This is a genomic window from Microbulbifer maximicatervae (SeqCode), from assembly GCF_056232625.1.
Map to the genome: position 1 here is coordinate 1357344 of NZ_CP174324.1, position 26791 is coordinate 1384134.

13 protein-coding genes are annotated in these 26791 nt (G+C 50.1%); 1 reads left to right on the forward strand and 12 read right to left on the reverse strand.

The features are described from left to right. Nucleotides 1-9: 9 nt before the first annotated feature. The 9 genes from ACJJI6_RS05915 to ACJJI6_RS05955 all read right to left on the reverse strand — a co-directional run bounded on the left by ACJJI6_RS05915 (nucleotide 10) and on the right by ACJJI6_RS05955 (nucleotide 20846). On the reverse strand, nucleotides 10-1161 hold the full coding sequence (locus tag ACJJI6_RS05915; RefSeq protein WP_475712796.1) for a class I SAM-dependent methyltransferase: 1152 nt from the start codon (nucleotides 1159-1161) through the stop codon (nucleotides 10-12). Further along, nucleotides 1158-2258 carry a saccharopine dehydrogenase NADP-binding domain-containing protein gene (locus ACJJI6_RS05920; protein WP_475712797.1) on the reverse strand — a complete coding sequence of 367 codons (1101 nt, stop codon included), beginning with the start codon at nucleotides 2256-2258 and terminating at the stop codon, nucleotides 1158-1160. The genes ACJJI6_RS05915 and ACJJI6_RS05920 overlap by 4 nt, the downstream gene beginning before the upstream one ends. Continuing rightward, entirely contained in the window at nucleotides 2255-4009 is a 1755-nt protein-coding gene (locus tag ACJJI6_RS05925) for an ABC transporter ATP-binding protein (RefSeq protein WP_475712798.1), read from the reverse strand. The genes ACJJI6_RS05920 and ACJJI6_RS05925 overlap by 4 nt, the downstream gene beginning before the upstream one ends. Then, complete coding sequence (locus ACJJI6_RS05930; protein ID WP_475712799.1) at nucleotides 4006-5814, reverse strand: ABC transporter ATP-binding protein; 1809 nt, start codon at nucleotides 5812-5814, stop codon at nucleotides 4006-4008. The genes ACJJI6_RS05925 and ACJJI6_RS05930 overlap by 4 nt, the downstream gene beginning before the upstream one ends. Then, on the reverse strand, nucleotides 5815-11400 hold the full coding sequence (locus ACJJI6_RS05935; protein WP_475712800.1) for a non-ribosomal peptide synthetase: 5586 nt from the start codon (nucleotides 11398-11400) through the stop codon (nucleotides 5815-5817). A gap of 48 nt (nucleotides 11401-11448) precedes the next feature. Next, on the reverse strand, nucleotides 11449-18072 hold the full coding sequence (locus ACJJI6_RS05940; RefSeq protein WP_475712801.1) for a non-ribosomal peptide synthetase: 6624 nt from the start codon (nucleotides 18070-18072) through the stop codon (nucleotides 11449-11451). Continuing rightward, nucleotides 18050-19465 (reverse strand): isochorismate synthase, encoded by a 1416-nt coding sequence (locus ACJJI6_RS05945; protein ID WP_475712802.1) that lies wholly within the window; start codon nucleotides 19463-19465, stop codon nucleotides 18050-18052. The genes ACJJI6_RS05940 and ACJJI6_RS05945 overlap by 23 nt, the downstream gene beginning before the upstream one ends. Continuing rightward, nucleotides 19462-19791: an isochorismate lyase gene (locus ACJJI6_RS05950; protein WP_413662063.1), complete on the reverse strand. Its 330-nt coding sequence runs from the start codon at nucleotides 19789-19791 to the stop codon at nucleotides 19462-19464. Before ACJJI6_RS05950 ends, ACJJI6_RS05945 begins: the two co-directional genes overlap by 4 nt. A 317-nt stretch (nucleotides 19792-20108) precedes the next feature. Continuing rightward, nucleotides 20109-20846, reverse strand: coding sequence for a thioesterase II family protein (locus tag ACJJI6_RS05955; RefSeq protein WP_413662064.1), 738 nt, complete (start codon nucleotides 20844-20846; stop codon nucleotides 20109-20111). Nucleotides 20847-20967: 121 nt separating this feature from the next. Between ACJJI6_RS05955 and ACJJI6_RS05960 the strand changes: the two genes are divergently transcribed. After that, nucleotides 20968-22572: a (2,3-dihydroxybenzoyl)adenylate synthase gene (locus ACJJI6_RS05960; RefSeq protein ID WP_444927906.1), complete on the forward strand. Its 1605-nt coding sequence runs from the start codon at nucleotides 20968-20970 to the stop codon at nucleotides 22570-22572. A gap of 84 nt (nucleotides 22573-22656) precedes the next feature. On the opposite strand, the gene ACJJI6_RS05965 is transcribed toward ACJJI6_RS05960, so the two are convergent. The 3 genes from ACJJI6_RS05965 to ACJJI6_RS05975 all read right to left on the reverse strand — a co-directional run bounded on the left by ACJJI6_RS05965 (nucleotide 22657) and on the right by ACJJI6_RS05975 (nucleotide 26633). Then, nucleotides 22657-23412: a putative outer membrane beta-barrel protein gene (locus ACJJI6_RS05965; RefSeq protein ID WP_475712803.1), complete on the reverse strand. Its 756-nt coding sequence runs from the start codon at nucleotides 23410-23412 to the stop codon at nucleotides 22657-22659. 523 nt (nucleotides 23413-23935) lie between these two features. Continuing rightward, complete coding sequence (locus ACJJI6_RS05970; protein WP_475712804.1) at nucleotides 23936-25495, reverse strand: BCCT family transporter; 1560 nt, start codon at nucleotides 25493-25495, stop codon at nucleotides 23936-23938. 13 nt (nucleotides 25496-25508) lie between these two features. Next, on the reverse strand, nucleotides 25509-26633 hold the full coding sequence (locus tag ACJJI6_RS05975; RefSeq protein WP_413662068.1) for a mandelate racemase/muconate lactonizing enzyme family protein: 1125 nt from the start codon (nucleotides 26631-26633) through the stop codon (nucleotides 25509-25511). Between the last annotated feature and the right edge of the window lie 158 nt (nucleotides 26634-26791).

Below are 26791 nucleotides of genomic sequence, written 5' to 3' on the forward strand. Positions count from 1 at the left end.
CACAGTCCCTTAAACAGCCCTTGCAACAAATAAGGTTTGGCCGGCTACTGATAGCGGCGATGTCGAGGGTGCCAGGAAGTACTTAATCTCAAAGCCAGCGCTAACCAGCTCTTCCTGCCAGGCTGCGCTATCGATAAATACCTGATCCGAGCCCCCTCGCCGATCTTCACTGCCCAAAAGAGTCCCGGATTCAGCAGGGGAAAGCAGAAACTGCATAGCCGTTAACATGGCGTGGTTTTCCCGAGTGGACTCACTAAACAGCAACCAACCACCGGTGACCAGAGAACGACGAATACGCTGTAAGGTCTGGCCAATATGAGCGGCGTTGTGCAAAACATTGCCAGCCACAACAATGTCGGTGCTGGCTGCTGGGATTGACTGCGCGGTGAAATCCGCATTGATATCGAGCAGGCTGCAACGCAAACCGATGTGATTGCGGAATTTCTTCTGGGCAGCGGTGGTGAATAGAGGCGATATATCAGTAAAGCGATAATTAATCGGCCTGCCAGCCAGAGTATCTAAAATTGCAGCAGTGGTTAGACCCGCGCCGCCGCCTAATTCGAGCACCCTTAACATAGGGCCAGGTTTAACAGCCTGTTTTACAATGCTTGCCGCCGCATTATTGAGATAAGTCGTAAACCAGTTGTTCTGGTAGGCGGCCAGTGCCGTTAGTATTTCTCCATTCTCAAACAGCAGTTGATTAATGGAGACTTGATCCCGCACCAATGCAGACAAATGCCTCAGGAGCTTTTGATGTGACTCGGCCATTTCCGGGGGAAATCCCAACGCATCGTAGGCCTCCGGTAATTTATCTGCCCCAGCTGCACTCTTGGGAATTTGCTCCCAGGAGTAGTAACCATTACTGAGCTTCAAAAACTCTCGCTCAACCAAGGCCACCAGCCAGCGGCGAACCAACCAGTGGTGTCGGCAGGCCGCACCTAGCGTATTAATAATTTCCTCACTGCCGCGCCCAACACTCTCTGGAGTCAGCGCTCCGCTGGAGGAAAATAACTCCATAATCGCCCGCAGGCTGATGAACTCAAGCCTCTGCATTGCAGCCGGCAGTTTTGCCAAACCACTGTCTGTAGCAAGCTCAGCGGGTAAAGCTGCCAGCCCAGCCTCATGGGCGGCATCGGCGGGTGGAGGTGTTAGGTTTTTCAAATGGCTCCCTCCTCAAGGCACACCATATCTTCAATACTTGTTTCCAGGGTGGTTAAAAAACTCAATGCCCCAATCTTCGACATACGCTCCATCGCCAATGCCGGCGGCAATACTTGGGCGCAGTAGTGACAACCCGCTGGGATTTCATCGCGAAGTACAGCCATAGTGGTGACTGCGGCTACCGCTGCTGTTAGATCTGCATTGCCAGTGCCCCGCAACGCGGCTGTGCGAGTGCGCTCTTGCTCGTTGTATTTACCGATAAGTTGCAAAAGCATCAGCACATAGGGATCGCGCCCCGCCAGATCCAGTTCACTGGCCCGACACAGGGCTGCACGCGCTTTATCGCGGCTAAAACCATGGGCAGTATTAAAGGCGGATAAAATATAAGAGCCGCTAACCGCGTTATACCAATCACCATCAGAGAGGGATAAATCCTGAGCCAGGCGCTCGCCCTCGCTATTTAAATACGGAAGCACAGTGGTAGATTCAGGAAAAAAGGGCAGCTCGACATCGGAACGGCGTTTCAATATTCCACTCACCCGGCGTCCATTGCGCCAGGCTGCCAAGGGTTTATTGTGCTGTTCATTGGCACCTTGCAAATAATCATCGGCGGCGACATCGGTAAATCGATCGCGCAAGCCGAAATAGCTGATCAGGCTCTCTACCTGTGAAAACTCCTGCTCTGCCAGCCAGCGTGGTAGCAGACTACTGAGCCCCGGCTGTAATCCAGCAGATAAAACTGCGGTCAGACCATAGCTCTGGTAATAGGATCCATCGAGTTGCTCATAGAGGGCTTCATCGCCAGCAACATCGATATAGGCTGCTCCCACTTGTGCCGCAGCTTTGGCAACCCTGTCGCCAATTAAATGTGAAGGTCCTGCACAATTGATCAGAACCTCACAGCCAGATACAAACTGATCCAGTGAGGCTGCATCCAGGTAGTCCACCGTCTGATAAGAAATTACCGAATCACTGGATAGCGGCTGTTTATGTGCATTGCGACCACCAATACGCATAGCACCCAACTCGAGGGACTGTAAATAACCGGTAACCGCTGCGCCCACATCGCCATAACCACCTAAAATCGCAATTGTCATAGGCTTACCTCCGTATCGGACTCAACCAAACGCCAGCCAGTAGCACGGCTGCGCTGGTGCCAAAAATGTGCATACAGCCCCTGCTGTGATAACAACTTGCGGTGATTGCCAACTTCAGCCACCGCACCTTCTTCAAGTACGATTATTTGATCCGCGTTCATAATGGTGGATAATTGATGGGCGATCACAATGACAGTGGACCCTTGTTTTAATTGCTGCAGGGAACTGTTCAGGTACTTTTCATTGCGCGGATCGAGTGCTGCTGTTGCTTCATCCAACACAACAATAGGTGCAGCTTTTAATAGGGCACGGGCGATAGAAACCCGCTGGCGTTCGCCACCAGAAAGTGCAGCGCCCCCCTCACCTACCTGCGTCTGCCATCCCTGGGGCAAACGCTCGATAATCTCATCCACGCCAGCCAGTTTCGCCACACGTTCCAGTTCTTCCTGACTGGCTTCGGGACAGCTCAAGCGAATATTCGCTTCCAGGGTGTCGCTGAGCAGATACACATCCTGCATAACGATAGAGATCTGCCGCATCAGGTCTTCTGTGCGCAGTTGCCGCACATCCACCCCGCCCACTTTTACCTGGCCCTGGTCGGTATCAAAAAAACGCAATAACAAACGGGTGATGGTGGTTTTACCCGAGCCTGATGCACCGACTATCGCTGTAGTGGTACCCGGAGAAACCCTAAAGGAAAGATCCTTCAATACCGGTTGCCCCGACTCGTAGCTAAAATTCACATTTGAAAATTCAACCAACCCACCCTGCTCGGTAAAAGGCTGAGATCTGGATGGCTCAGGTAGCGACTGCTCAAAAAAGATAGCGGCCAGTCTGTGCAAATCATTACCGGCCATGCGCAGCAGACCACTGCGCCCGGCGAGTTCCGCCAGAGGACCGGTAAATCGGGCCGCTAAAGCTAGCAAAGCCACCAATTCAATAGGGGGAAGTTGTTGATTGAGCGTGAGCCAAACACCCACGGCAATCACTGCGGCAAAGGCGAGTTGCACCATAAATCCACCGGCAAACAAGCGGGGGAAGGTCTGCTGCAACATGGAACCCGCCGCTCTGCTTTGCCCGGCAATCGCCTCTTCCAGTGGGAGATAACCACTGACGTTTTTACCAAATGCCCTCATTACCGCCTGGTTGCGCGCAAACTCCACTACCCGGTTGCTGGCGCGAGCACCAGCAGCATCCACTTCCGTTTCCATGGCGCCGATCCACTGGGAGGACCAACGATGGCCGACATAAATCAAGGGCACAAACAACAAAGCGGTCAGCCCCAGTCGCCAGTCAAACCACAACATTGCCACCCCCACTGTCAGCGGAGTGACAACACCGCTGACAACAGGGGGCAACAGGTGGGCAAAAACGTTAGTCACCATCAAGGTGCCCCCGGTTGCGCTGCGGGACAAACGACCGACTTTTTCTGCACTGAACCAACCGAGGGGAAGTTGAGAGAGGTGTTCACCCAAGCGATTGTGCAGGGTTTTCAATACCAGGATGGCCAGTGCAGCCCCTTTTACGGTTTGCTGGTAACGGGCAATACAAGCAATCACAACTACCGATAACAGGGAAAGCAACCAATACCCAACCGCCTCCATCTCAGATGCCAACAGTGCGCTGAGCAGAGGTACCAGAAGCGTCACCGCGATTCCCTGCAACACGCCATAGGCGAGAAGCCATACTGTATAAGTGCCAACTTCACGGCGATGCGCGGGTCCGAGAATGGCAAGCAAACTACGAATCATGATGAGACCCCGCTGATAACCTGAGCCCCACCATTCATTGCTTCTTCGTTTTGTTCAGCACTGTTGTACAAACGCCATAATTCCGCGTAGTGCTTGCCCTCTGCCAACAGTTGTCGATGAGTTCCGCATTCAACCAGGCGGCCACTGTCCAGGACCGCAATCTGGTCAACGCCGGCGATGGTGTGCAGCTTATGGGCAATCACCAGCACAGTGCGATTACGCACCAAACAAGATAATGCCTGTTGAATCTGGGCTTCAGACTCCGGATCGGCGTGAGCTGTGGCCTCATCCAAAATCAACACAGGGGCATCTGCTAAAAGCGTGCGCGCGATACTTAAACGCTGTGCTTCTCCACCAGAAAAAAAGGCATCCTTGCCAATAACCGCCTGGTAACCTTGGGGGAAACTTAAAATTTTTTCATGGATGCAGGCACTGCGCGCTGCATCTACCAACTCCTGGTCACTGGCACCCGGGCGCCCAAGGCGCAGGTTATCTGCCACAGTGCCACCCAATAGCTGAGTCTCTTGAAGTACAAAGCCAACATGTCGATATAAATTGTCCGGATCTATATCACGGACATCGACGTCTCCCAGAAGTACAGCACCTTGGGTCACGTCATAAAAACGGGGAACCAACTTGGCCAGGGTGGATTTCCCGGCACCGGAACTCCCCACCAAAGCTGTGATCGAACCGGGGCGACAGCGCAAAGTAATATCGCTTACTACCGGCCGATCCTCGGCATAGGCAAAACTGACTTGCTTAAACAGTAACCCTGCATCTTTGGGCTCTTTGGGTTCAGAAGTCACAGCCAAGGGCGCAACCTCCAATAGTTGGTCAATCCTGGCTGCGGCTGCTTTGGCTTTTTGTTGGGCGGTTAATCCCTGGCTCAAAGTCAGGATGGTCTGAGGAATCATTACCGCGATCAGTGTGGTTGCAAGAACATCGATTGGCTGAATGCCTGTATTCACTACCAACCAGGCGCCCCCTCCCAGACTCACCAACATGATGACCGGCACCGATAGGGCCAGAGAGGTGACTGCCTCCAGACGCACAAGCGGTGTAACCCAGCTTGTATAACGGCGACTAAAATCTTCCACGGCCTGTTGGTAATTCCTGTGGGCGCGACCGGTTTGAGAGAAAACCTTGACCACCGCAATACCGTGGACAAATTCAACAATCGCAGCACTGACCCGGCCAAAGTCCTTATCCAGCTGCTGCATTTTTTCCCCGAAACCACGCATCATCCAGGCGTAGGACACCAGGTAAATTGGCAGGGTAACTACCGCTAACAGGGCCAAGCGCCAGTCGAGCCAGAATAAATAGCCCAAGCCCGCCAGCGGCAGTGCAAACGCAGCGGCCAACTCCACCTGATGGTGCGCAACCATATGGTGGAGATCATCGAGATCATCTTGCACGGCCTTGCGGACCGCACCGGAAGTGTGCTCGCTGTACCAACCCAGAGGCACCTGCCCCAATTTTCGCACCAGGGCACGTCGCAGTTCCGCCTGCATACGCTGGTCCGCAATATGGGTTAACCACAAACCGATCACGGTGCAGATCCAACCCATCGCCAGCCCAGCAACTATCGCGAATACAACGGGAATAATCGCATCGGCGATATCACTGATATCGGGCGCCAGGAATAGGCGAGCCAGCTCAACGATACCGATAAAAGGAATCAGTGAAGTGAGCGCACCACAGGCACCGAGCACCACCCCCAGCCACACGAGGCTACGAAATGGACGCATCAGTTCCCGTAGGTTGTGCTTTCGCAAGTTAGAATTTGGCAAAATGTGCTCAGCCATCTATTCGCCCGCTTTACCGCGCTGTAATGGTTTTGCCAAATGCTCAACGACAGTGGCAACCTGCGGCGGCTCCATCACGCTGAAGTGATTGCCCGGTACATCGATTAATTCAAAATCACCCAGACAAACATCCTGCCAATAAGGCGCAGCCATATGCCCTACGCCGGCAGTGACACCGAAGGATTGCTCTTCCTGGCAGCGCAAGTAGGTCATATCGCCAATATAGGGAGGCAGATCAAAACAGGCAGCGCGCATACTGTGTCGGCACACCCGGAAAAGCCCCGGTATCATCGCGGCTTCAACCGGCACACCCGCCTGGGCAGAGGCCAACTCGGTATAATCGGCCAGGCGCTGTTCCTGGGTGAGTTGAGAGCGTTGCCGCACGGCTTCCGCTACCGCTTTAAGCCCGGCATCACCGTCGAGTTCTGCCATTGCACCGGCAGGAACACGACCGCTGTGTTTCTGCATTAAGGTCTCGATCGCGCGGGAAATATCCTCGCTCTCGATATGCTCACCAAATACCGCTTTTACCGGGTCGAGATTTAGGTTGGGGGCAAAAATCGCTTCGAAAGCCAGCTCTTCATCGGTATCCACAAACATTGGGATACTGTCGATCAGGCTTAGGTCAATCACATCGACACCGCGCTCCAGCAGTCTGCGCGAAACTTCCGTCGCCAGCAGGCCGCCCAGGCAGTAACCAATTAACTGGCAGCGCTGGTAGCCCTCGTCGATGATTCGCTGGGCGTAATCGTCGGCGGTGCGCTCGATTAATTCTTTTGCATCGATCGACAAATACTCTTCCGTATTCGCTACCGCAATCCCAAATACTGGACCCAGATCTTGAGCCGCAAGCGCTTTGCCCAAGTGCTGGAAATAATCCAGGGTACCCAGGGCTGCATGGAACATAATCCGTACCGGCGCCCCTTCTTTAGATGCCCCTTTACCCTCGCCTATATGACTGAAAGGAACCATCAAGGAATTGCTGCCCTCTCGGGTAGTGGCAACCAAAGTGTCGCCCTCAGTATCTTCCTGCCCCTCGGCAACAGCATCCGGCTCAACTCTCAGGGCTCTGGCCAATGCAGCAACCGTTGGTCCGTTGAGCATGTGGCGCAACAAGGCGTCGTAAGTGAAAGGTTTCGCTTCCGGAATTTCTTCCAGCAATCGCCCTGCAACCCGCGCCATAATCAGCGAATCACCACCCAGATCGAAAAAGCTATCCTGGCGGCCGACATTATCGAGACCCAATGCATTCGCCCAGAGTTTGCACAGAGCAGTTTCCAGTGGGTCCATTTGCTCTGAGTTCGCAGCCTCTTGCGTATCCCCCGTTGCTGGACGCCAACCAGCCAGCTTTTTGCGATCGATCTTGCCATTGGCGGTGAGCGGTAGCTGATCGAGAACTTGCAAATGTGCGGGCACCATATGTGCGGGCAACCGATTCGCTAAAAAGTCCCACAGTGTCCTGGCACTCAAATCCTGTCTGTCAGTTTTCATCTGCGCGGCCAGTAGATTCATGCCGAAAGCAGACAAAGGATGGTCATCTTCAGGCAGGGAAAGAATCTGTCCGGCTCCATTGGCTTTCAACAGCGACTGCCATTTCCCGATAGAAAGGAACTTGGTCGCACCACAAGCGCGATCATCACCCGCCGGGTCCATCATAAAGCCCTGGGTGAGTAAGATATGGGCGTGATCCACCGTTGGCTCAGTCAGGATTAACCAGCCTCCGGGTGCAAGTAACTCCACAACACTGGCAATAGCCGCCTCTGGATCTCGGGTGCTGTTGAGCATACCTGCACATAAAATTACATCTGCGCTATTAGGAGCCAAACCCTGGGCGCGATAGTCGGTATTGAGATCCATTAATCCAAAGCGCACCCAAGGCCACTCTTTAAATTGGCGGCGAGCCTCAGTCAGGAAAAATGCGGTCATGTCAGTGAATAGATAATCGACGTCATATCCATCCAACATAGGAATAACAGAAGCGCTGGTAGCCCCTGTGCCCGCACCCAGCTCAAGAACCCTTAACCCTCTATCGCTCTGGGCGGCAATACGGTTAATTAATGCGGCAGCGGAGGCATTGTTATAGCGGGCGATAAGATCATCTCGATAGAGAGCCAAAGCCACTTGCTGGTCGCCCTGGGGGAACAACAACTCAAATGGGTTTTGTTGATTCGCTAATAACTGCGGTAATAACTCGATATGATCCCGGTGATATTGCAGGAATTCCCGATTACAAAAGCCGCTTTCAATCCCCTGCTCAACTCGCTTCCACACAGCATCAACTGCGGAAGCATCAACTTCTTGGGTTCGCATGTATTTTTCCTCAGTACTGGAGCTGGCAGTGGATAAGCTGAGCAGCTTTGCGTTAACGAGAAGGTCCAACCAACGACGCACTAACCAGTGATGCTTTTCATGTACTTTGGCTAAGGAGAGAACTTCTTCTGAACTATATCCCTGCCCACAATTTGTAAACGCCCCTAATTCCACCAGACCGTGAAGCATCGATAACAGGGATGCATTTTCAAGTGCCTGCACATAATCGCCGACACTGACAGCTTCTGGCTCACCAGCCTGATAGTGCGCAAACTGACGCACTGAATTCACCAGCTCGGGATCAATAGTCGCCGGTTCTGCATCATCTAAGCGACGGCTTTCCACAAAACCCAACAGATTTAAATCCGCTCGCGAGTCTCCCTCTTTCTTTTCAATCACCGTCGCCGCTGTTGACACTGCGGGGTGGGCCAGCAATGCAGACTCCACTTCTCCCAGCTCAATACGGTGTCCGCGAATTTTTACCTGTCCGTCTTCACGGCCCAGGAATTCGAGTTCACCACCGGGTAAATAGCGGCCCAAGTCACCAGTGCGGTAAAGGCGCTGGCCATCCGTCGGGTGATAGAAGAATTTCTGTTCAGAGAGGGCCGCATCACCGAGGTAACCATCGGCCAATCCGAGGCCAGTAATCATCAGCTCACCCGCTACCCACACAGGGGCATCGCGCAATTGGCTATCCAATACCCTGAAGCCCTGGTTCGTCAGCGGCACGCCATAGGGAATACTGGTCCAAGCAGAGTCGACCCGATCAATACGGTGATAATTGGACCAAATCGCAGCTTCTGTAGCCCCACCCATACCGATCAGGTCGAGTGCTGGCACATGGCGCCGGATATGTTCCGGTAAAGTAACCGGAATCCAGTCTCCCGACAGCATTGCCAATCGCCAATCAGACAATGGACGAGGTTCTGTATCCAAATAGGTAGCCAGCATTTGTAACTGCGCAGGAACAGAGTTCCACAATGTCACCCGGTGCTCATCCATGACCTCCGCCCAGTGCGAAGGGTCTGCGCCACGGGCCGGATCGGTCAATACCAAAGTCGCACCCACTGCCAAGGGGCCGAAAATATCGTAGACCGACAAATCAAAACTGAGTTGAGCCAAACCCAAGATACGATCGCTCGAGCCCACCTCGAAACGGCGATTAATATCCAGCACCGTATTCAAAGCGGCCCGATGATTAATCATCACCCCTTTGGGATCGCCGGTAGAACCGGACGTATAGATAACGTAAGCGAGCTGCTCCGGGTCGCCGTTGCTGGCCACCGGAATTTCAGTTTCAGGAGCTAGGCTATCGACACTGATCACCTGCACTTCTGACGGCCACTTAATTTGGTTGGCGAGGTCACTGAGTGTCAGGACATATTCCGCCTCTGCACTGAGCAACAATTTATTGAGGCGTATTTCCGGTTGTGCCGCGTCCAGTGGCAAATAGATACCACCAGCCAGGAGCACACCGAGGGTCGCCGCTATCTGCTCTCGCCCTTTGGGCATTGCAATGGCTACGCGACCACCCAGCTGGAAACCTTCTTTTCTCAGCGATTTGGCGATACCCGCCGCTTTTTTCGCTAGATCCCCATAACTCACACTGCCATTGCTATCAATAATGGCAGTAGCTTCCGGTGTTGCCGCAGCCTGGGCAAATACGCCCTGGTGCAATAACTCTGAAGGAACTGGTCCATCGGTTTGATTGACCTGATGCCTCTCCTGTTGCTGCCACTCGGGTAAAGAAACTGGAGATTTACTAAGCCATTGCCCGTCGCCGCCAGCGGCAAGCTCATTCAATAAGCCGGTAAAGACCGCGAACATATCCTCCACCAGGCCCGATGGAAAAACACCCTGGCGCACGTCCCAGTTAATTTCCAGACCATCGGCATCGTCCCTTACCTGGCAATCCAGGGTGACTTGCGGTGTCTGGGTAATTCCCCTGCCGGACTTTCTACCGCTAGCGGGTTTTTCGGTATCTCCCAGACCAATAGCACTGGTAAATACCACCGGCATCAATGCGGCCTCGGGTCCTCGCGCACGTGACATTTCCCGCAGTACTTCCACACCGGAGAACAAGCGGTGATCAATATCACTGAACAACTGTTCGCCAATGCCTGCCGCCCAATCGCGAAAGGTTTTTCCATTGGAATCACCAATCGCCAACACACTGACCGAAGTAAAATCACCAATCAGCTGGTTAACCTGAGGGTGTAAGGGCAATCGATTCAATAATGTAAGACTCAGGCTGAAGCGTGGCTGACGACTCCAACGCTGCAATACCGCGGCGTAGGCAGCCAGTACGGCAACTGATGCGGTCAGTCCAGCAGCACCAGCTCGCTGCTTCAGTTTCTGCCAATGGGTAATATCCAGGCGGTAGTGATGGCGATTAAAGCGCACAGATTCCGCTTCTGAGGCTGGCGGCAATACCGGTAGCTCAGGTGCTGCCGGCAGTTGATCGAGGCGGTCCAACCAATAGCGACGATCGTTTTGGTAGCCTTGGCTGTCCAGTAGACTCCGTTCGGCCAGTAGGTAATCGCGAAAATCAATTTCCAGTGCAGGTAGGGAGGCACCGGGATTCGCTAGCAGAGTATCAAGCTCGCTGAACAGTATGCCCGCACTGGCCCAGTCTGCGATCAGTGCATCCATAGAGAAATGTACGATATGTCCTTTATCCGTGCGGGTATGGCGCAGCTCGAACATCGGCCACTCACCAATGGTGTACACACGGTGGTCCAGTTCATCTCTCACCGATTTAAGGGCGAGCTCCAGGGCTTCCTCATCCATGCCGGTGAGGTCCTGACTGATCATCTGGTAGTGCGGCACTTCCTGGAGGACCCGCTGATATCCCTCCTGCTCAATAACCGCCCTCAACATAGGGTGACGCTCAATCAGCTGGTTCCAGGCTTCCTGCAAACCTTTTGGGTTTAATCCGGGATATTCCAGCTCCAGGTAACCGTGACAGGCAACGCCACCATAGCCAAATGCATTTTGCCGCCCCAACAAATAGGCAGTCTGTACATCGGTTAAAGGGAAAGGCTCATGCCGATTTTCTGTGTCGGCCTCGACCACCACCCCCAAACCAGAGTCATTGCCAGCGCCTGATTGAGCAGCGTTTAATATTTCAATAATTTGTAACTTATGCTCCCGTAACCTTTGCTTGTGCTGCTCGGTCAGCAGGCCTTTGGCTGCGCGGAAACGCAATTGTTCAGACTCGGTCCAAAGTTCAACCCCAAGCCCTTGTAGTTCGTCGATCAGTTCCATAGCCGTCATGGGGTTAAAACTCCGTCCAATCGCTGAAAAATAATTTACTTATCAAATTCATATCACGCCCTCTTCCACCATATCCGCATCAATATCCACTGGCGGTTCCATTGTGCTTAGGGCACCGGCAACATCTGCCAGTCTCGGAGAGGCAAATAAACGTCTGAGGGGAAGGAGCAAACGGTGCTGCTGTTTTAGGCGGTCAATAAAGCGTGTCGCCAATAAACTATCGCCACCGAGTTCGAAGAAACTTTGATCGCGGTTAATCTTTGGCAAGCTGAGAAGCTCCTGCCAAATCTGCGCCACCAAGCGTTCGTTGTCTGTTACCAGTTCAGGGGCTTTTTGTTTTTCCGGTTTTTCTGCTGCATTTACTTGCTTTAAAACCAAAGCGCGATCCACTTTGCCATTTGCACTCAGGGGCATTTCCGGCAAAGTCACAACGAAATCCGGGACCATATAAGAAGGCAGCTGGGAGCGAAGGTATTCCCGTAGGTCGTCAGTATTAAAATCTGTTGGGCACTGGGGCCCGAGCACAACGGTAGCAACCAACTTTTGTGCATTAGCCAGCACCAGGGCCTGCTGCACAAACACTTGGCGAGTAAGTACGCTTTCGATTTCACCCAACTCAATACGATGGCCACGCACTTTGACCTGGCTATCGGCACGTCCCAAAAATTCCAGGCAGCCATTCGACCAATAGCGCCCAAGATCCCCTGTGCGATACCAGCGCTCACCATTGACTGTGACAAAGCGCGTTTCGGTTAACTCTGGTGCTGCGCGATAGCCCATGGCGACTCCATCACCGCCAATCCACAGTTCACCTGTAACCCAGTCAGGGCAATCGCGCCCTTGGGTATCCACCACCCTAAATTGCTGGTTGGCCAGTGGGTATCCATAGGGAATCGAATGCCAGCTTGGGTCAACTTCTTCTACTTCAAAACTGTTAGACCAAATAGAAGCTTCAGTGGCGCCACCCAGTGCGATAAAACGGCATTCGGGCTGTACTTGTTTTAATCGCTGGGGTAAATCCAGGCCAATCCAATCGCCGGAATTTAATACCAAACGCAAATTGCCAGGCGGTGTACCGGCACCGACAGTGAGTAACATATCCAGTAGTGCCGGTACCGTATTCCAGATGGTGATGCCGTAGTGACATACCCATTGATGCCAGCGCTCGGCATCCCGTCGGTCCTCTTCTTCAATCAATACCAGCGCACCACCGACCGATAGCAGTCCGAAAATATCGTAAACAGAGAGGTCAAAATCCAGGGCTGAAATGGCCAGTACACGATCATTTTCATCAACAGAGAAACGTTCGTTGATATCCGCAATGGTATTCCAGGCGGCACCATGACTGATCTCGACGCCCTTGGGTTCACCTGTGGAGCCGGAAGTGAAAATGATATAAGCCAGTTGCTCAGCTTCTGTTGCAATAGGCTCATCTATAGGAGCGAACTGTTCGGCCTGTTGAATTGCACTTTGGTCGAGTACCACTTTTACATCGGCACGGCGCAACATTGACTCGCGCCTTGCCTGCGGTTGATCGATACCGACAGGTAAATAAGCAGCTCCCGCTGCGAGCACCCCCAAAACAGCGGCAATCTGGTCGGGTCCTTTCGTCAGGTTAACGGCCACTACCTCGGCAGATGAAACCTGGCTTTCCAATAACCAGGCAGCAATGCGCAAAGCACGCTCTGCCAGAACGCCATAGCCCAGGGAATTATCGTCCCCCCAATATAAGGCGATATTGTCGGGATTCGCTTTTGCTTGCTGGAAAAATCGCTTCGACAAATTATCAGTTGGGTCAATTGCGGTACGCTTTTCAAGCTGGGTTCTCAATTCCCGTTGAGACTTGGGTAATAAATCAGGTGGTGTGGAATCCCATTCAGCGTCACCCGCCCATTGGAGCAAGCCGATATAGGCTTGGAACATCTCTGCGCACATTCCCTCGGGGAACAGTGCTTCGACCACATCCCAATTTAAATAAACACCGTCCTCTACCTCGACCACCTGGTGATCCAGCCAGACTTGCGGTGTCTGTGTCAAAGCCCAGATGGGTTCTCGCAGAGGCCCATTTTCGGGAGCCGCTGTACCACCGGGAATACCCAGGGCGCTGGTGAATACCACAGGCATTGTGGCGTCCGCGTCGCTCTGCCGGCGAGCTAACTCCCGCATCAAGCTGACACTGGAAATATCACGGTGCTCCAGAGCCGCACCAACTTCCCCTTGTATTTTTCGCGCTCTTGCCAACCAACTGTCGCTGGCTTCTGGCCGGTAACCCACCAGGGTCAAAGAGGTAAAGTCGCCCATTACCCGATAAATATCCGGGTGAACCTCACGGCGGTCGAATAAGGTAAGGTTCAGGCTCAAATCAGGGCGACTGCTCCAGCGGCTAAGCACTTCGGCAAATGCGGTTAGAAGCAGACTCGAAGGCGTGATTCCCTGTTCAGCAGCACGTGCAACCAGGCTTTGCCAGGTACTCTTGTCGATATGCTGTTGATGACGCACGAAATGCGGCCGTTCAATGGATGCCGGCTCCCGAACAATGGGTAATTGGGGCGCGGGGGGTAGCTCTGATAATTTGTGCTGCCAAAATGTTTTTGCGGCAGCCAGGGGACCTTCTTCAAGATCACTATCAAATACCGCAGTAGTTTGCGGCAATACATTGCGCACATAGTCGCGGAAAGATAGATCGATTGCAGGTAGATCAGTATCAGGGCTCTGGTAGAGAATATTTAACTCACGATAAAACAGCAGAATACTGAAAGCGTCGAGAATCAAGTTATCCAAACCGATGGCCAATCGGGTATTGCGGCCACAGCGTACCGCACGGACATCAAACAGCGGCCATCGGCTTGGCTCAAACACCTGCTCCGCATATTCCTGTCGCAGTTGCGCTAAAGCAGAAGTCGGATCACTGTCTATCTCTGTAACATTGATGGAAAATCTCGGCACATCCGCAAGGATGCGCTGTCGACCTTCGCTATCGAATACAGCCCGCAGCATCTCATGCCGGGCAATCATGGCGTTTAGCGCAGATTCCAAACGCTCCAGATCGAGATCAACAACGTCATATTCGCGATAAAAATGACAACCAATGCCACCCAAAACAAATTCTGGGTCCCTTCCCAGCCAATAGGCCCGTTGAACCTCAGTAGGTTCAAAAAGCTCGTGGCGAGTGGACGTATCCGATTGCCAAGGCGTAGTAGCAATTTCGGTAGCGCTGTTATTCTGCTCTGGATTCTCAGCAGGGTCTTGAGCTAATGTCGCAGCAAAGGCGGCCAGGCTTGGCTGGCTAAACAATTCCGACAGTGTGACACCTTCAAAGCCAGACTCACGCAGATCTCGCACAACACGGGTTGCTAACAGGGAGTCTCCACCGAGTGCGAAGAAGTTGTCGTCCCGGGCGATATCAGCAACATCGAGGAATTTACTCCAGGCGGCAGCGACCTGCTGCTCTAACTTGCCTTGCGGTGGGTTCTGCTTTGCCTGGTGTTGCGCTATAGATTCATCGGCAAACTGCTGTAAACCGCCGCGATCAATTTTGCCATTGGCGGTAAGAGGTATTTCAGCGAGACAGCAAAGCTCACTGGGCAGCATGGCGCTGGTCAATCGTTCGGTCAGGAATTCACGCAGGTCGTTCAAGGGTTCCTGCAACTGCTGCAAATCGACAAAGCACTTTTCTGGATTTATATTCCCTTGCGATAACTTGGATTCCAGAACGACAACCGCAACCACACCTCGCTGAGTCAGCAGTGCAACCGCTTGCGCAATCCCTTTGTGTGCGGTCAGTGCCGCTTCAATCTCGCCGAGTTCAATGCGGTGTCCACGCACCTTGACTTGGTTATCGGCGCGGCCCAAAAACTCCAGGCACCCGTTCGGCCAGTAACGGCCCAAGTCTCCGGTGCGGTACCAGCGCTCCCCTTCGTCTGTCACAAAACGGGCTGCGGTGATACCGGGAGCACCGCGATACCCTAAAGCAACGCCAGCACCACCGATCCACAACTCCCCTGTCACCCAGTCAGGGCAATCGCGCCCCAGGGCATCCACCACTCTGAATTGCTGGTTGGCTAAGGGGTAACCATAGGGAATAGATCGCCAAGAGGGATCGACTTCTTTGACCTCAAAATTGTTCGACCAGATAGAAGCTTCAGTGGCGCCACCCAAAGCGATAAAGCGGCAATCCGGGTTAACTCGTTTTAAGCGTTCCGGCAGGTCGAGGCTGATCCAGTCGCCAGAATTTAATATCAGGCGCAGCTCGCCAGCTGGGGTATTACCACCCGTGGTCAGCAGCATATCCAAAAGCGCCGGCACCGTATTCCACACAGTAACGCCATGCTGGCACACCAGCTGATGCCAGCGCTCAGCATCCCGCCGGGATTCCTCTTCAACCAATACCAATGCACCGCCGGCGGACAAGAGCCCAAAAATATCGTAAACGGAAAGGTCGAAATCCAATGCTGATACGGCGAGCACTCGATCATTTTCGTTAACCGAAAAGCGCGTGTTAATGTCCGCTATTGTGTTCCAGGCACTCCCGTGACTAATTTCGACGCCCTTGGGTTCACCGGTAGAGCCAGAGGTAAAAATGGTATAGGCGAGATCTTTTGCCTCTCCCACAACAGGCTGGGATAAAGGCGCAACACCAGAGAGCACAGACAAGTTATCTATAACCAGCTTGGCTCCGGCAAGCTTTATCACGCGCTCTCTACGCAACTGTGGCTGGTCTATACCCAGCGGCAGATAAGCCGCTCCTGCCGCTAATACCCCCAAGGCTGCAATAATCTGCTCCGGTCCCTTGGGTAATAAAATACCGACCAAATCACCGGGCTCAACACCTTGAAGCTGTAAATACGCGGCCATCGCCAAAGCACTGTGGGCCAACTCCCCGTAACTGATTTGATCACCGCTCCAATAGAGAGCCACTGCTTCTGGGCAGTTTTTGGCATTGCTAAAAAAATGTTCGTGTAATTGGTGAGGCTGGTATGGCTTGGCTGTGGAATTTACCTGCTGGCGCTGCTGCTTTTGTTCCGCTGGCAGCAGCGATGGTATCGGCTGGGCCCAGAATTCCGGGCTACCGATCAGGCATTCCAGTAACTGCGTAAAGGCCGCAAACATGCCATCCAGAACGCCGGGAGCAAAAGCAGCTTCCCGCGCATCCCAGTTTACAGACAGGCCGCCTTTGAGCTCCATAACCTGTACGTCCAGCCACACTTGTGGCCCTTGGGAGATAATCCAATTGACATCTCCAAAGGCACTGCGAACTGACTCGCCAAATAATTCACCCAGCCCAAGCGCACTGGTAAAGACGACCGGCGCAAACACCGTTTGTCCCTGTTGCCTGCTGAGGTCACGCAGCACCTCTACGCCGGAATAACTCCCGTGCACTACATCCTGACGGAAGTTATGTTGTAAACGCTGTGCACGCTCAACGAAGGTCCCACTCTGGCTGCCCTGCCAGGCAAGCAAGATCGAAGAAGTAAAGTCTCCTACCAGGGAGTTGACATCCCGGTGCAGGGATTCCCGGTCGAACAGGGGGAGATTCAGCAGGAAGTCTGACTCTTCGCTATAGACCGTAAGCACTTCGGCAAGCGCCGCTGCCAGGGTCATGGACAAAGTAATTCCGTGACGGCTCGCAAGTTCCGCTAGCTGGTTTTTCTGGTCAGCAGACAAGCTATAGTGACGCCGAACAACTCGACGAGTGTCTTTAGACTCAGTACCTATCGCGGTTGGCAACTGAGGGGCGCCGGGCAAATCTGTCAGGCGATCCTGCCAGTGTTCTTTGGCCTGCTGCTTCTCAGCTCGGCGCTCTTCCTTTGAGTGAAGAGCGCTGCGGTCAGCCTGGTAGCGCGGATAACTGTAATTAAGCGGAACCAGAGACTGCTCTGGCTCCAGGTAGAGCTTGGCCAAGTCATTCAGTAACACACGCAGACTAAAGGCATCTGCAGCTACCATATCCAGATTAATATGTAGGCGTGTGCCGCCAGCTTTTAATTCCGCAGGTAACAATGAGAGCTGTACATCAAAAACCTCGCCCTGCGATATATCCAGCTGCCGATGGGAGAGTTGCTCCCTAACAGCGATAAGACTCTGCTCCGCTTCTGCGGCAGCCTGATGCCTGAAATCATGAACCTTTAAACCGGGCCAGCTCACTTCTACGGGAATCTGCTGTCGACCATCATCGAGGATTTGAACACGCAGCATCCCATGCCGCTCGAATAGGGAGCGCACAGCCTGTTCCAATCGATCAGGTACTACATCCTGGCCATCAAACTCATGATAAAAATGTGCGGCAACGCCCCCTAAATATTGATTCGGGTCTCGTCCAATCCAATAGGCATGTTGCATCGGTGCCAAATCAAAGGGAGTGCCTTCATCAAAGGCTCCTGGCACAGACAAATGTTCACTGGTACTTTCTTCAGTTCCAGTAGCCAACTGAGGTAGAGAAAGCCAGACTTCCAATTGAGGCACTGCAATAAGATCAGCAAATTTTACTTTGATCTTTTTCTGCCTTAATTGACCAGCTATCTTCATGATTTGTACTGAGTTGAGCCCCAGTGCAATTAAGTCAGCCTGCGGATGAATGCCATTAATATCGGCATCAATAGCCTGACAAACTAAATCCTTTAACAAACTGGCCGGACTGATTGGCTCTGATTTATTCTGCGGCTTCGGCGACAAGAGATACGCTCCTTATTGCGTCTCGGATAACACGCATTTTGATACAACTTTCACGATACTCGTGGGTAGGAAGGGAAGCCTCAACCAGGCCACAACCGGCAAATAGTGTTACCTTGCCCGGAGTAATAAGTGCAGAACGCAGCGCAACAGCAAACTCCCCTTCCCCCTCGGCATTGAGCCAACCAACAGGTCCGGCATACCAACCGCGATCCAGGTCTTCATTTTCACGGATATACTTCAGTGCTTTTTTCCTCGGCAGGCCTCCCACCGCAGCACTGGGGTGTAAATCCGATAAGATATCCAACAGATTTGCGCCTTCTTTCACCAATCCCTCTAGAGGCGTCAGCAAATGCTGAATTTGCTTTAATTTACAGAGTTGGGGCGGTTCTGGTTCCGCTACGCTGTGGCAGTATTTGCGCAAAATAGAAAGGAGATGTTGGACAACCAGGTCGTGTTCAAATCGGTCCTTATCGCTGTCAAGCAGAGATATCCCCAATCTATAATCAGTTGCCGGGTCTTTTCCCCGAGGTGCGCTACCGGCCAAAGCAACTGTGCTAATACGCCCGTCTTTACCAGCCGCTAAGCGCTCAGGCGAAGCCCCAAGAAAGCAACTTTTTCCGCGGGAAAAGGCAAATAAATAGGCATCGGGGTAAGATTCTTGTAAATATCCGAGAATACTTCCCGGGCAGCAATCCGCGCTCAGTGATTCAGAACGAGCGAGAACTACTTTTTGAAATTCGTTGCGCTTGATTGATTCGACCGCGCCTACTACACGCTGCTGCCAAGCCATTTGGCCTGCATAATTTTGGCTAAAATCAGACTCCACCGAAAACAAATTGTCATTCGCAGAAAAGTCAGAGCTACGAGACAAAATATGCTGCCACCACGCCTTCAGCCGCTCCGCAGCCTGATTGCATTCTGTTTGATCGGTAACGATAAAATTCATTACCAGATAACTGCGATCCCCTTCACAGCAAAGGGCCAACTCAGGCAACGTAAGCGCCCCTGCGGGAAAGTCTTGCCACAAGGATGAGGAATCTTTTTGGCTATCAAAAGCAAACCCACCACACAAAACCGGCCGATGCCCCCCGCTTACCACAGCGGAGGACATCAATTTTTGCCAATTGGCTTGGATTTCAGACCAAGATTCCCCTGGGGCACAACTAAATTCACAGGCAGAGCCAAAGGTCACAGCATATTCATCTCTAGAGGGCACACCCCACAGAGACGCGAGCCTTTCATGCTGATAGCCGGAGGCAAACAACCCTATTGGGTTGCGTCTATGACATGGAGATGAAAAAGATGCCAGAACCTCTGGCGGTCCCTGGCTTACCCTGGACTTGGCTTCCTGCAAACAGGCTTCCAGGCCAGCATATTTAGAGCGGCCCTTCATACACCTTCCTCAACTGGCAAGCCGCGCTCAGCGCGCCAATGCAGCTTTTGCTGATTGATAAACCAGTGAATAATCCCGGTAAAAAGCTGCTCTATATAATCTGCGGAAAGTTGTTCTTTCTCAGCCCAACGACGGCGGTCAATCAACATCTCCGCAACCCGGTCTGGAGCAGGAATACTCGTTTCATCCGGCTTGAACTGGGCTGCTGACAAAACATACCCCATACGCCGCTGCAACAGCCTGATGATCTCGCGATCAATGGAATCGATACCTTGGCGGATCTCATTCAGATTTTCACACTCCATTGGTAGCTTCGTTGCTTGCATAGAAACTCCATCACCTAAGCTGTTCATCTTCCCATCGATAATGAAACGTTATAACATATCATTTGCGAAATCAACGGGATGTTTGTTTTGGATTTGGGCGTCAGGGTGGAGAGAGTGTGTGCTACTTGTTACTAAAGAGAAATAATTCGAACATCATCAAAAATAATGATCCCGGATTAATCGAGGCAGAGATCCGCTATCTATTGAACGATGGAGAATATAGGGCCGCTCAACAGCCCTATTCTCCCGACAATTAATTTCGATAGCGTTACAAGAAACAGAAAGATTTTATACGGCCAACTTAACTTTACATGCAGTTAGGCCAAGCGGAGCTTCTGAACAATATGGCCAACCACCAGATCGGGACAATCTGACAGATAAAAATGGTTACCTGCGTATTCTTTCAATTGGAACTCACCATTGGTCCACTGCTGCCAACCCCGAGCTTCATCGGTGCTCAACTCAGGATCATCCCGTCCTAGCATCGCGGTGATGGGACAATCTAAAAGTTGGTCCGAGGACATCTTGCTGGTTTCGATCAATCGATAATCCTGGCGTATAGTAGGAAGTAGTAGAGCCCTTAACTCAGGAATTTCCAATAATTCAGGAGAGGTGCCGCCAAGCTCAATGAGTTGTTGGCACAGAGATTCATCACTCAACTGGTGTACGTTTCCACTCTTTTGAAATTGTGGAGCTTCGCGCGCAGAGACAAATATGTGTTCAGGACCGCACAATTTTTCGCGATACAAGGAGAGAGCCAATTCATGAGCAACTGTAGCTCCCATACTGTGCCCAAATACTGCCCAGGGTTTATCGATGACAGGTTTGATAGCCCTACTTAACAAAGCAATTAAAGTTTGCATATTTGTGGGCATAGTTTCATTACAGCGTTGCTCCCTACCCGGTAAACATACGAGAACCAATTCTATGGAATCTGGCAATAATTTCGCCCAGGGCCGATAAAGTGATGCTGTACCACCAGCATGAGGCAAACACAAAAGTCGGATAGCCGCTTTAGGTTGAGGGCGAGGGATTTGTAGCCAAGCGCCGGACATAGATTTATCTCAATAAGAAATTTGAAGCCGTGAATACTAACTGTTAATTCTTAATTTAGAAATCTGAAGAAGATTCAAAAAAACACTCCCCTGCTCCACCCAAACATTTCAGGAGACCAGCATGGAAAATAATTTACTTAATGGTTACACGCCTCACCCAAAGGAACTAGAGGATTTCTATCAGCAACAAGGAATTTGGGATAACCAACCTATTTGGGAGCTGATCACACGTAATGCGAAAAACTTTCCCAATCAATGCGCAGTTCGGGACCTATCGGATCAATTAACTTATGCTGAATTGGTTAATGAGGCCGATAGCATTGCTGCAGGCCTGGTGGAACAAGGCTACAAAGTTGGGGAGCGGGCAATACTCCAGTGGAGCAATAAAGTCAGTTTCATCACAGCCCTACTCGGTTTATTTCGAGCGGGATTGGTTCCTGTATTAGCTTTGCCAGCACATCGCCAAAATGAAATATGCCATTTTGCACAAGTCTCGGGTGCCAGTATCTATATCACTTCAGGAGCTGAAACTGATGGAAGTCGCCCCAGCATGATAGAACAAATTGCTTCGCAATCTCCGACCTTGCGAGGCATATACAGCTCAGATGAAAATGACACATTCCGCCCCCTGCCCAGAAGAGAATGCCAAGGTTTCACCCCTGTTCCAGTAGACCCCAACGCCCCAGCTCTATTCCTCGTTTCCGGTGGCACTACAGGACTTCCGAAACTTATTCCACGCACCCACAATGACTATCGCTACAACATTACCTGCGCTACGGCTGCTTGTAATTTAGGAAAAGATGAAATCTATCTGGCAGTACTCCCCGCCGCCCATAATTTTCCACTGGGTTGCCCCGGCATTCTGGGCACGCTATCCATGGGTGGGCAAGTCATATTCACCAAAGATGCAAGCCCGGACTACTGCTTCGAGCTGATAGAGCGCTACGGCGTAACCGCCACAGCCCTGGTCCCAGCACTGGCTCAAGTCTGGACTGCAGCGACAGAATGGGAAGATGCTGATTTAAGCTCTCTCCGCTTACTTCAAGTTGGTGGCTCAAAGCTGAGTCCAACTGACGCCAATGCTGCGATAGATGCTTTTCCCGGTGCACTACAGCAGGTATTCGGTATGGCCGAAGGGTTGATTTGTTACACCCATCGCGAAGATAACAATGAAACCATCACCAATACTCAAGGAAGACCTATGAGTACCCTCGATACTCTAAAAGTGGTTGATGAGTACGGACAGGAAGTGAAAGCCGGAGAAGAAGGAGAACTGCTTACTCGCGGCCCCTATACACTGAGAGGCTATTACCGTGCAGAAGAACATAACCGACGCGCTTTTACCCCAGATGGTTTCTATCGCAGCGGCGATCGTGTACGCATTCTAGATAACGGCAATATTGTAGTTACTGGACGACTCAAAGATGTTGTAAATCGGGGCGGGGAAACTTTTGCATGTGATGAAATTGAAGAGCATCTACTCGCCCATCCCAACATTCAACAAGCAGCTATCATTCCCTTGCCAGACCAAGAGATGGGAGAGCAAGTTGGAGCGACTATCGTATGTGTAGATAAAGCGCCAAGCTTGCAAACGTTGCGCGACTTCTTAACCGAAAGAGGCCTGGCCAGCTTTAAGCTACCTGAGCAGCTTAAAGTGTTAACTCGTCTGCCGGTTACCGCAGTCGGGAAAGTTGATAAGAGGAAGCTCTTAGATCTTATCGATTAGTACTAATTGAGAGATTGAGTTCCCATATTTATGAAAGTATGGCTTTAATCCATACTTTCATTTTAAATGAACAAGAAGTATAAATCAGAATATAAAGGATATACCAACTTGCAGCACATTAAGATTCCTTAAGTCAAATTCTATATGGTCAAAGTCATTTATATAATACTCCCCCACCTTACCAACATTGTGCAGCATGTATTCGGCACTTATACGCAAAGAGTTATTTAAGTTGTAGCGCGCACCTAGACCTACATGGAAATAGCTTTTACTGAATTCTGTTGACCCATAATAGTTACCGCCGGCGTAAAATTCAGCCATAGTATATGACCAGTCCAGCTCCGCAAAACTATAGCCCAACAACAAATACATACAGGACCTGTCGCAATACCAAGATAAATCCAAAGTTCCTGTAATTGAAAATACATCCAAGCGATGTTTCTGATTGACCTGATATCGCTCAATAACTGTAACTTCGTCATCAATATAATCGATATTTTCTATCGATGTCGATCGCCCTAAATTTGTTCTGCCATAGCTAAAGCGAAGTTCAAACGGGTAGCCATTGAAGTCGATCCCGATATCGACGCTGCCCCAAGGCTCACTTCCTGAACTTGAGGTTTTGTAGTAACTATATTCGTAAAAATAATCGTAGTAGTATGGGTCATAAAGTACCCCTACAGTACGATAATCCTGCTTAACTTCTAGCCTATTAACTCCACCATTCAGTGAAACATATGGACGAAACCCCCACGGATTTTCTAGACTGCCATAGTCAGCAGCTATAGCTTCCATGGAAAAAATAAGTGTTCCAATAATGACAGCTAAGTGCAGGCGCATAGTAACCTCCTTGTCGCTTTACACAACTCAAACCCCACGCAATATCTAATACAACGATTTATCGATATGATTCATTGCCCTTTACGGCGTAACAAAACACTATTTGTCAACACTCTCATCTTAATATCGATAAATGACTTTCTTCTGCAATGAACAGCTATGGATTCAAAGTAAATCTATACTCCTATGAATTTAAAAGTAGCAGTAACTCCAAACTTCCAGGGCTCAATTTACTGCCAGGGTACCGAAAGGTCTTAACAATGTGATGAACGGGCATAAACCAACAATATAAGAGCGCAGCGATTAAATTTATACACCCCGTTTAAACACTCTGAATTTCGATATAAACTACATTCAAAACCGACACGCTAACATTACCGATACTTTTATATCGGACAACTCAAGGAGGAAGGCTGAAAATCGGAACACTCCGCGACCACTTATCTTTTCATGTCATTTAGCCAGCTGTTTAGCACAGAGTTACACTCTACAATTAATGTACAACTCAATAATTTCCTGCACGTTACATCTTAGCAGGTGCTCTATACGCTTCAATTTCGCCCTCAGACATGTCGCCAAATTGAGACGACAGGTAAGCTCCTGTTTTAACACATAGAATTACCAATATAGGAAGGAGAGGGATTACAATTAAAACGGGAAAAGCTTTTAGCGTATCCATATCGGCGTTAATAAATAAAAACACAATGGGTATCACCGTTAGCAACCCGCACCAAAAAACTCGATATGCCGGCATAACATTTGCCTCAGCATCAAGATTTTTTGTGACAACCCCGGTCAATGAATATGAAGTTGCATCCAAGGTTGTCACGCAAAACAGTATCATTGACAGCAGAAAAATGGCTATCGCCAACTCAGGAAGCGGCAATTGATTTAAAATATCATGGGCGAGACGAAGAGGCTCTCCGCTGGAAAGCTCTTGCACTGCATTAACAGCCCCTTGATTCATAAGATCTACAGCATAAGTTCCCGCAATCCCAAAGATAAATGCGCTACTAAGCCCTCCCCCAAGGATCAAAGTTAAAATCACATCTCTCAGACGGTGCCCCTGAGAAATTTTTGTAACAAACACACCTACACCCGGCGAATAGGATATCCAGGTTGCCCAAAAGAAAATTGTCCAATACTGAGGGAAATGCGTACTCCCATATGGGTCTGTACTTAAGGACATGCGGAAATATTCAGAAAACAATATCCCCAAACTATTCGTTACATTATTTGCAATAAGAGCACTTGGCCCAACAATAAACGTATATAAAAGCAGGAAAATTGCTATATAGATGGTCCACTCAGATATACGTGACATCCCCTTCTCAATGCCAATAAATGACGACAATGAAAAAAGGAGAGACAAACCTATGATAATGGCTATCCCTGTAGAAAGACTATCCGGAATACCCGTTAAGGCGCTGACATTATACGAAATCATTGGAATCGCAAGACCAAGGGTTAATGTCGTAGCCGAAAGCGTGGTCACAATGAACAACAAATCTACACCTTTTTTCAACCACTCAGGCATACGATCATCAAGCATGTTATTTAATACAGAGGACAACTTAAGGGTTCGATTCTTTTTAATATGAAAACTCACAGAAAAAGGGATCGCCACCATCAAATTGATAACCCATCCTGCCGACCCCCAGTGGAAAATATTGAAAGCCGTTGCATACTCCATTTTTATCGATTCAGCAGAAATACCGAACTGGGGGTCCATATAGTAATGAATTACTTCAATATATGCCCAATACATCGTCGAAGCCCCCATACCTGCACAGAGAGCCATAGAAAAAAGCTGAACAAGAGAATACTTTGCCTTCCCCTCTCCCAAACGAAGCTTGCCATATTTTGAAAATGCCAAAAACAAAAGGGCCAAGGTCCCTAAAAGAGTATACCAAAGAAATATTGTCCCTAAGTCAATTATAGTTAGAGCCAACATTTCTTTCATAAAGTCCTTGGTACCTTCAGGATAAATAACTGCAACAACACCAAGAAGTAAAACCAAAAAGAAACTAACCAATGTTAACTTCTTATCCATGATATATTTCTTGGCATCCGATTCCTGCATAGTCTAGATCACCCTACTCAAACACATATTGACAAAAACAGTTATCCTTTACCTTTTCCCAATCCATGGCTATCCCCAACCCATTTCCCTGAGGGGCATGGACATAACCCTCCTTATCGGTTCGAATAGACACCTTGCTCGCAAGCTCAAAACCTTCATAAGGGAAAAACTGCTCAAAATAATTGCAATTTTTATGTGCAAGGGCAACGTGTAGGTTCGCAGCTTGTGTAAGCGTAAATCCCATACTTTGTATCTCTAACGTTTTACCAAACCCTTCCGCAATGGCAAAACATTTATTTAAAGGCGTAATTCCTCCACAAACAGTGGCATCTAGGTGAACACTAGTCCAGGTATCCAAGTTCAACGCATTGGTTATCTCATGTAGTGTTAACAAGGAATTACTATCACTTAATATTCGTAAATCGAATTTATTAACAAGATCTTGATAAGTCCTACAATCAGAATCTGGAACTGGAGCTTCAAACCACTCCCAGTTGTTTTCACTCAACCACTTGGCCATGCCCATAGCTTCAGCAGGAGTATATAGAGAGGCTGTATCCAGCATGAAACGCACACACTTCCCTTCAAAACGTGCTTGAATTGCTGAAACTAATTCCATATCTCTCTCATATATACAAGAGCAATGAAATTTTATTGCTGTAAACCCCTCCGCTATACAATCTTCGATATATGTTTCGTATTCCTCCACAGTGTCAAACATAGGAGAGGATGCATAAGATTGTATTTTTGAGCGTGCCCCACCTAAAAGTTCATAAATCGGCATCTCAGCCTTTTTGCCTTTTATGTCCCATGCAGCAATATCAAACGGCGATTTAGCAGGCAACCCGCCCCAAGTACACCGTTCCATTAACCAGTTATATAATTCCTCTGTCCTCAATGGGTTTTTACCCAAAATACCAGGTGCAATTGTGCGCATGGATTCAATAATACATCGATCAAAACCGTTCTCGGTATAACTCAATGTCGCACCAATACCTTCGATACCATTACTGGTTATAATGCGAATAACGTTGTTGGTGTATAACAACGGAGTTTGATTAGCAGTCCAACAAATTGGCGGCGCATTTTTATCGGCTATCGCATATAGCTCCACCCTGCTGATATGAAAACGATCCATATTCACATCCTTAAAAGCTATTAACTGGATCTCAAGGAGTCTAGTTCGCAATGCCCAGTTGTGCGTTGGTGGCACATACTTAGACTTACTACTAGGTAAAAACTATTCTTCGGATCGGGATACTATTTGTCAGCCAAACCTATAAGGAATAATTAAAC

Excerpts from the sequence above, each read along its gene's own strand:
- ACJJI6_RS05920 (WP_475712797.1), bottom strand. The coding sequence starts at position 2,258 with ATGACAATTGCGATTTTAGGTGGTTATGGCGATGTGGGCGCAGCGGTT.
- ACJJI6_RS05970 (WP_475712804.1), bottom strand. The coding sequence starts at position 25,495 with ATGCAGGAATCGGATGCCAAGAAATATATCATGGATAAGAAGTTAACA.
- ACJJI6_RS05930 (WP_475712799.1), bottom strand. The coding sequence starts at position 5,814 with ATGGCTGAGCACATTTTGCCAAATTCTAACTTGCGAAAGCACAACCTA.
- ACJJI6_RS05975 (WP_413662068.1), bottom strand. The coding sequence starts at position 26,633 with ATGGATCGTTTTCATATCAGCAGGGTGGAGCTATATGCGATAGCCGAT.
- ACJJI6_RS05950 (WP_413662063.1), bottom strand. The coding sequence starts at position 19,791 with ATGCAAGCAACGAAGCTACCAATGGAGTGTGAAAATCTGAATGAGATC.
- ACJJI6_RS05935 (WP_475712800.1), bottom strand. The coding sequence starts at position 11,400 with ATGACGGCTATGGAACTGATCGACGAACTACAAGGGCTTGGGGTTGAA.
- ACJJI6_RS05945 (WP_475712802.1), bottom strand. The coding sequence starts at position 19,465 with ATGAAGGGCCGCTCTAAATATGCTGGCCTGGAAGCCTGTTTGCAGGAA.
- ACJJI6_RS05955 (WP_413662064.1), bottom strand. The coding sequence starts at position 20,846 with ATGTCCGGCGCTTGGCTACAAATCCCTCGCCCTCAACCTAAAGCGGCT.
- ACJJI6_RS05960 (WP_444927906.1), top strand. The coding sequence starts at position 20,968 with ATGGAAAATAATTTACTTAATGGTTACACGCCTCACCCAAAGGAACTA.
- ACJJI6_RS05965 (WP_475712803.1), bottom strand. The coding sequence starts at position 23,412 with ATGCGCCTGCACTTAGCTGTCATTATTGGAACACTTATTTTTTCCATG.
- ACJJI6_RS05925 (WP_475712798.1), bottom strand. The coding sequence starts at position 4,009 with ATGATTCGTAGTTTGCTTGCCATTCTCGGACCCGCGCATCGCCGTGAA.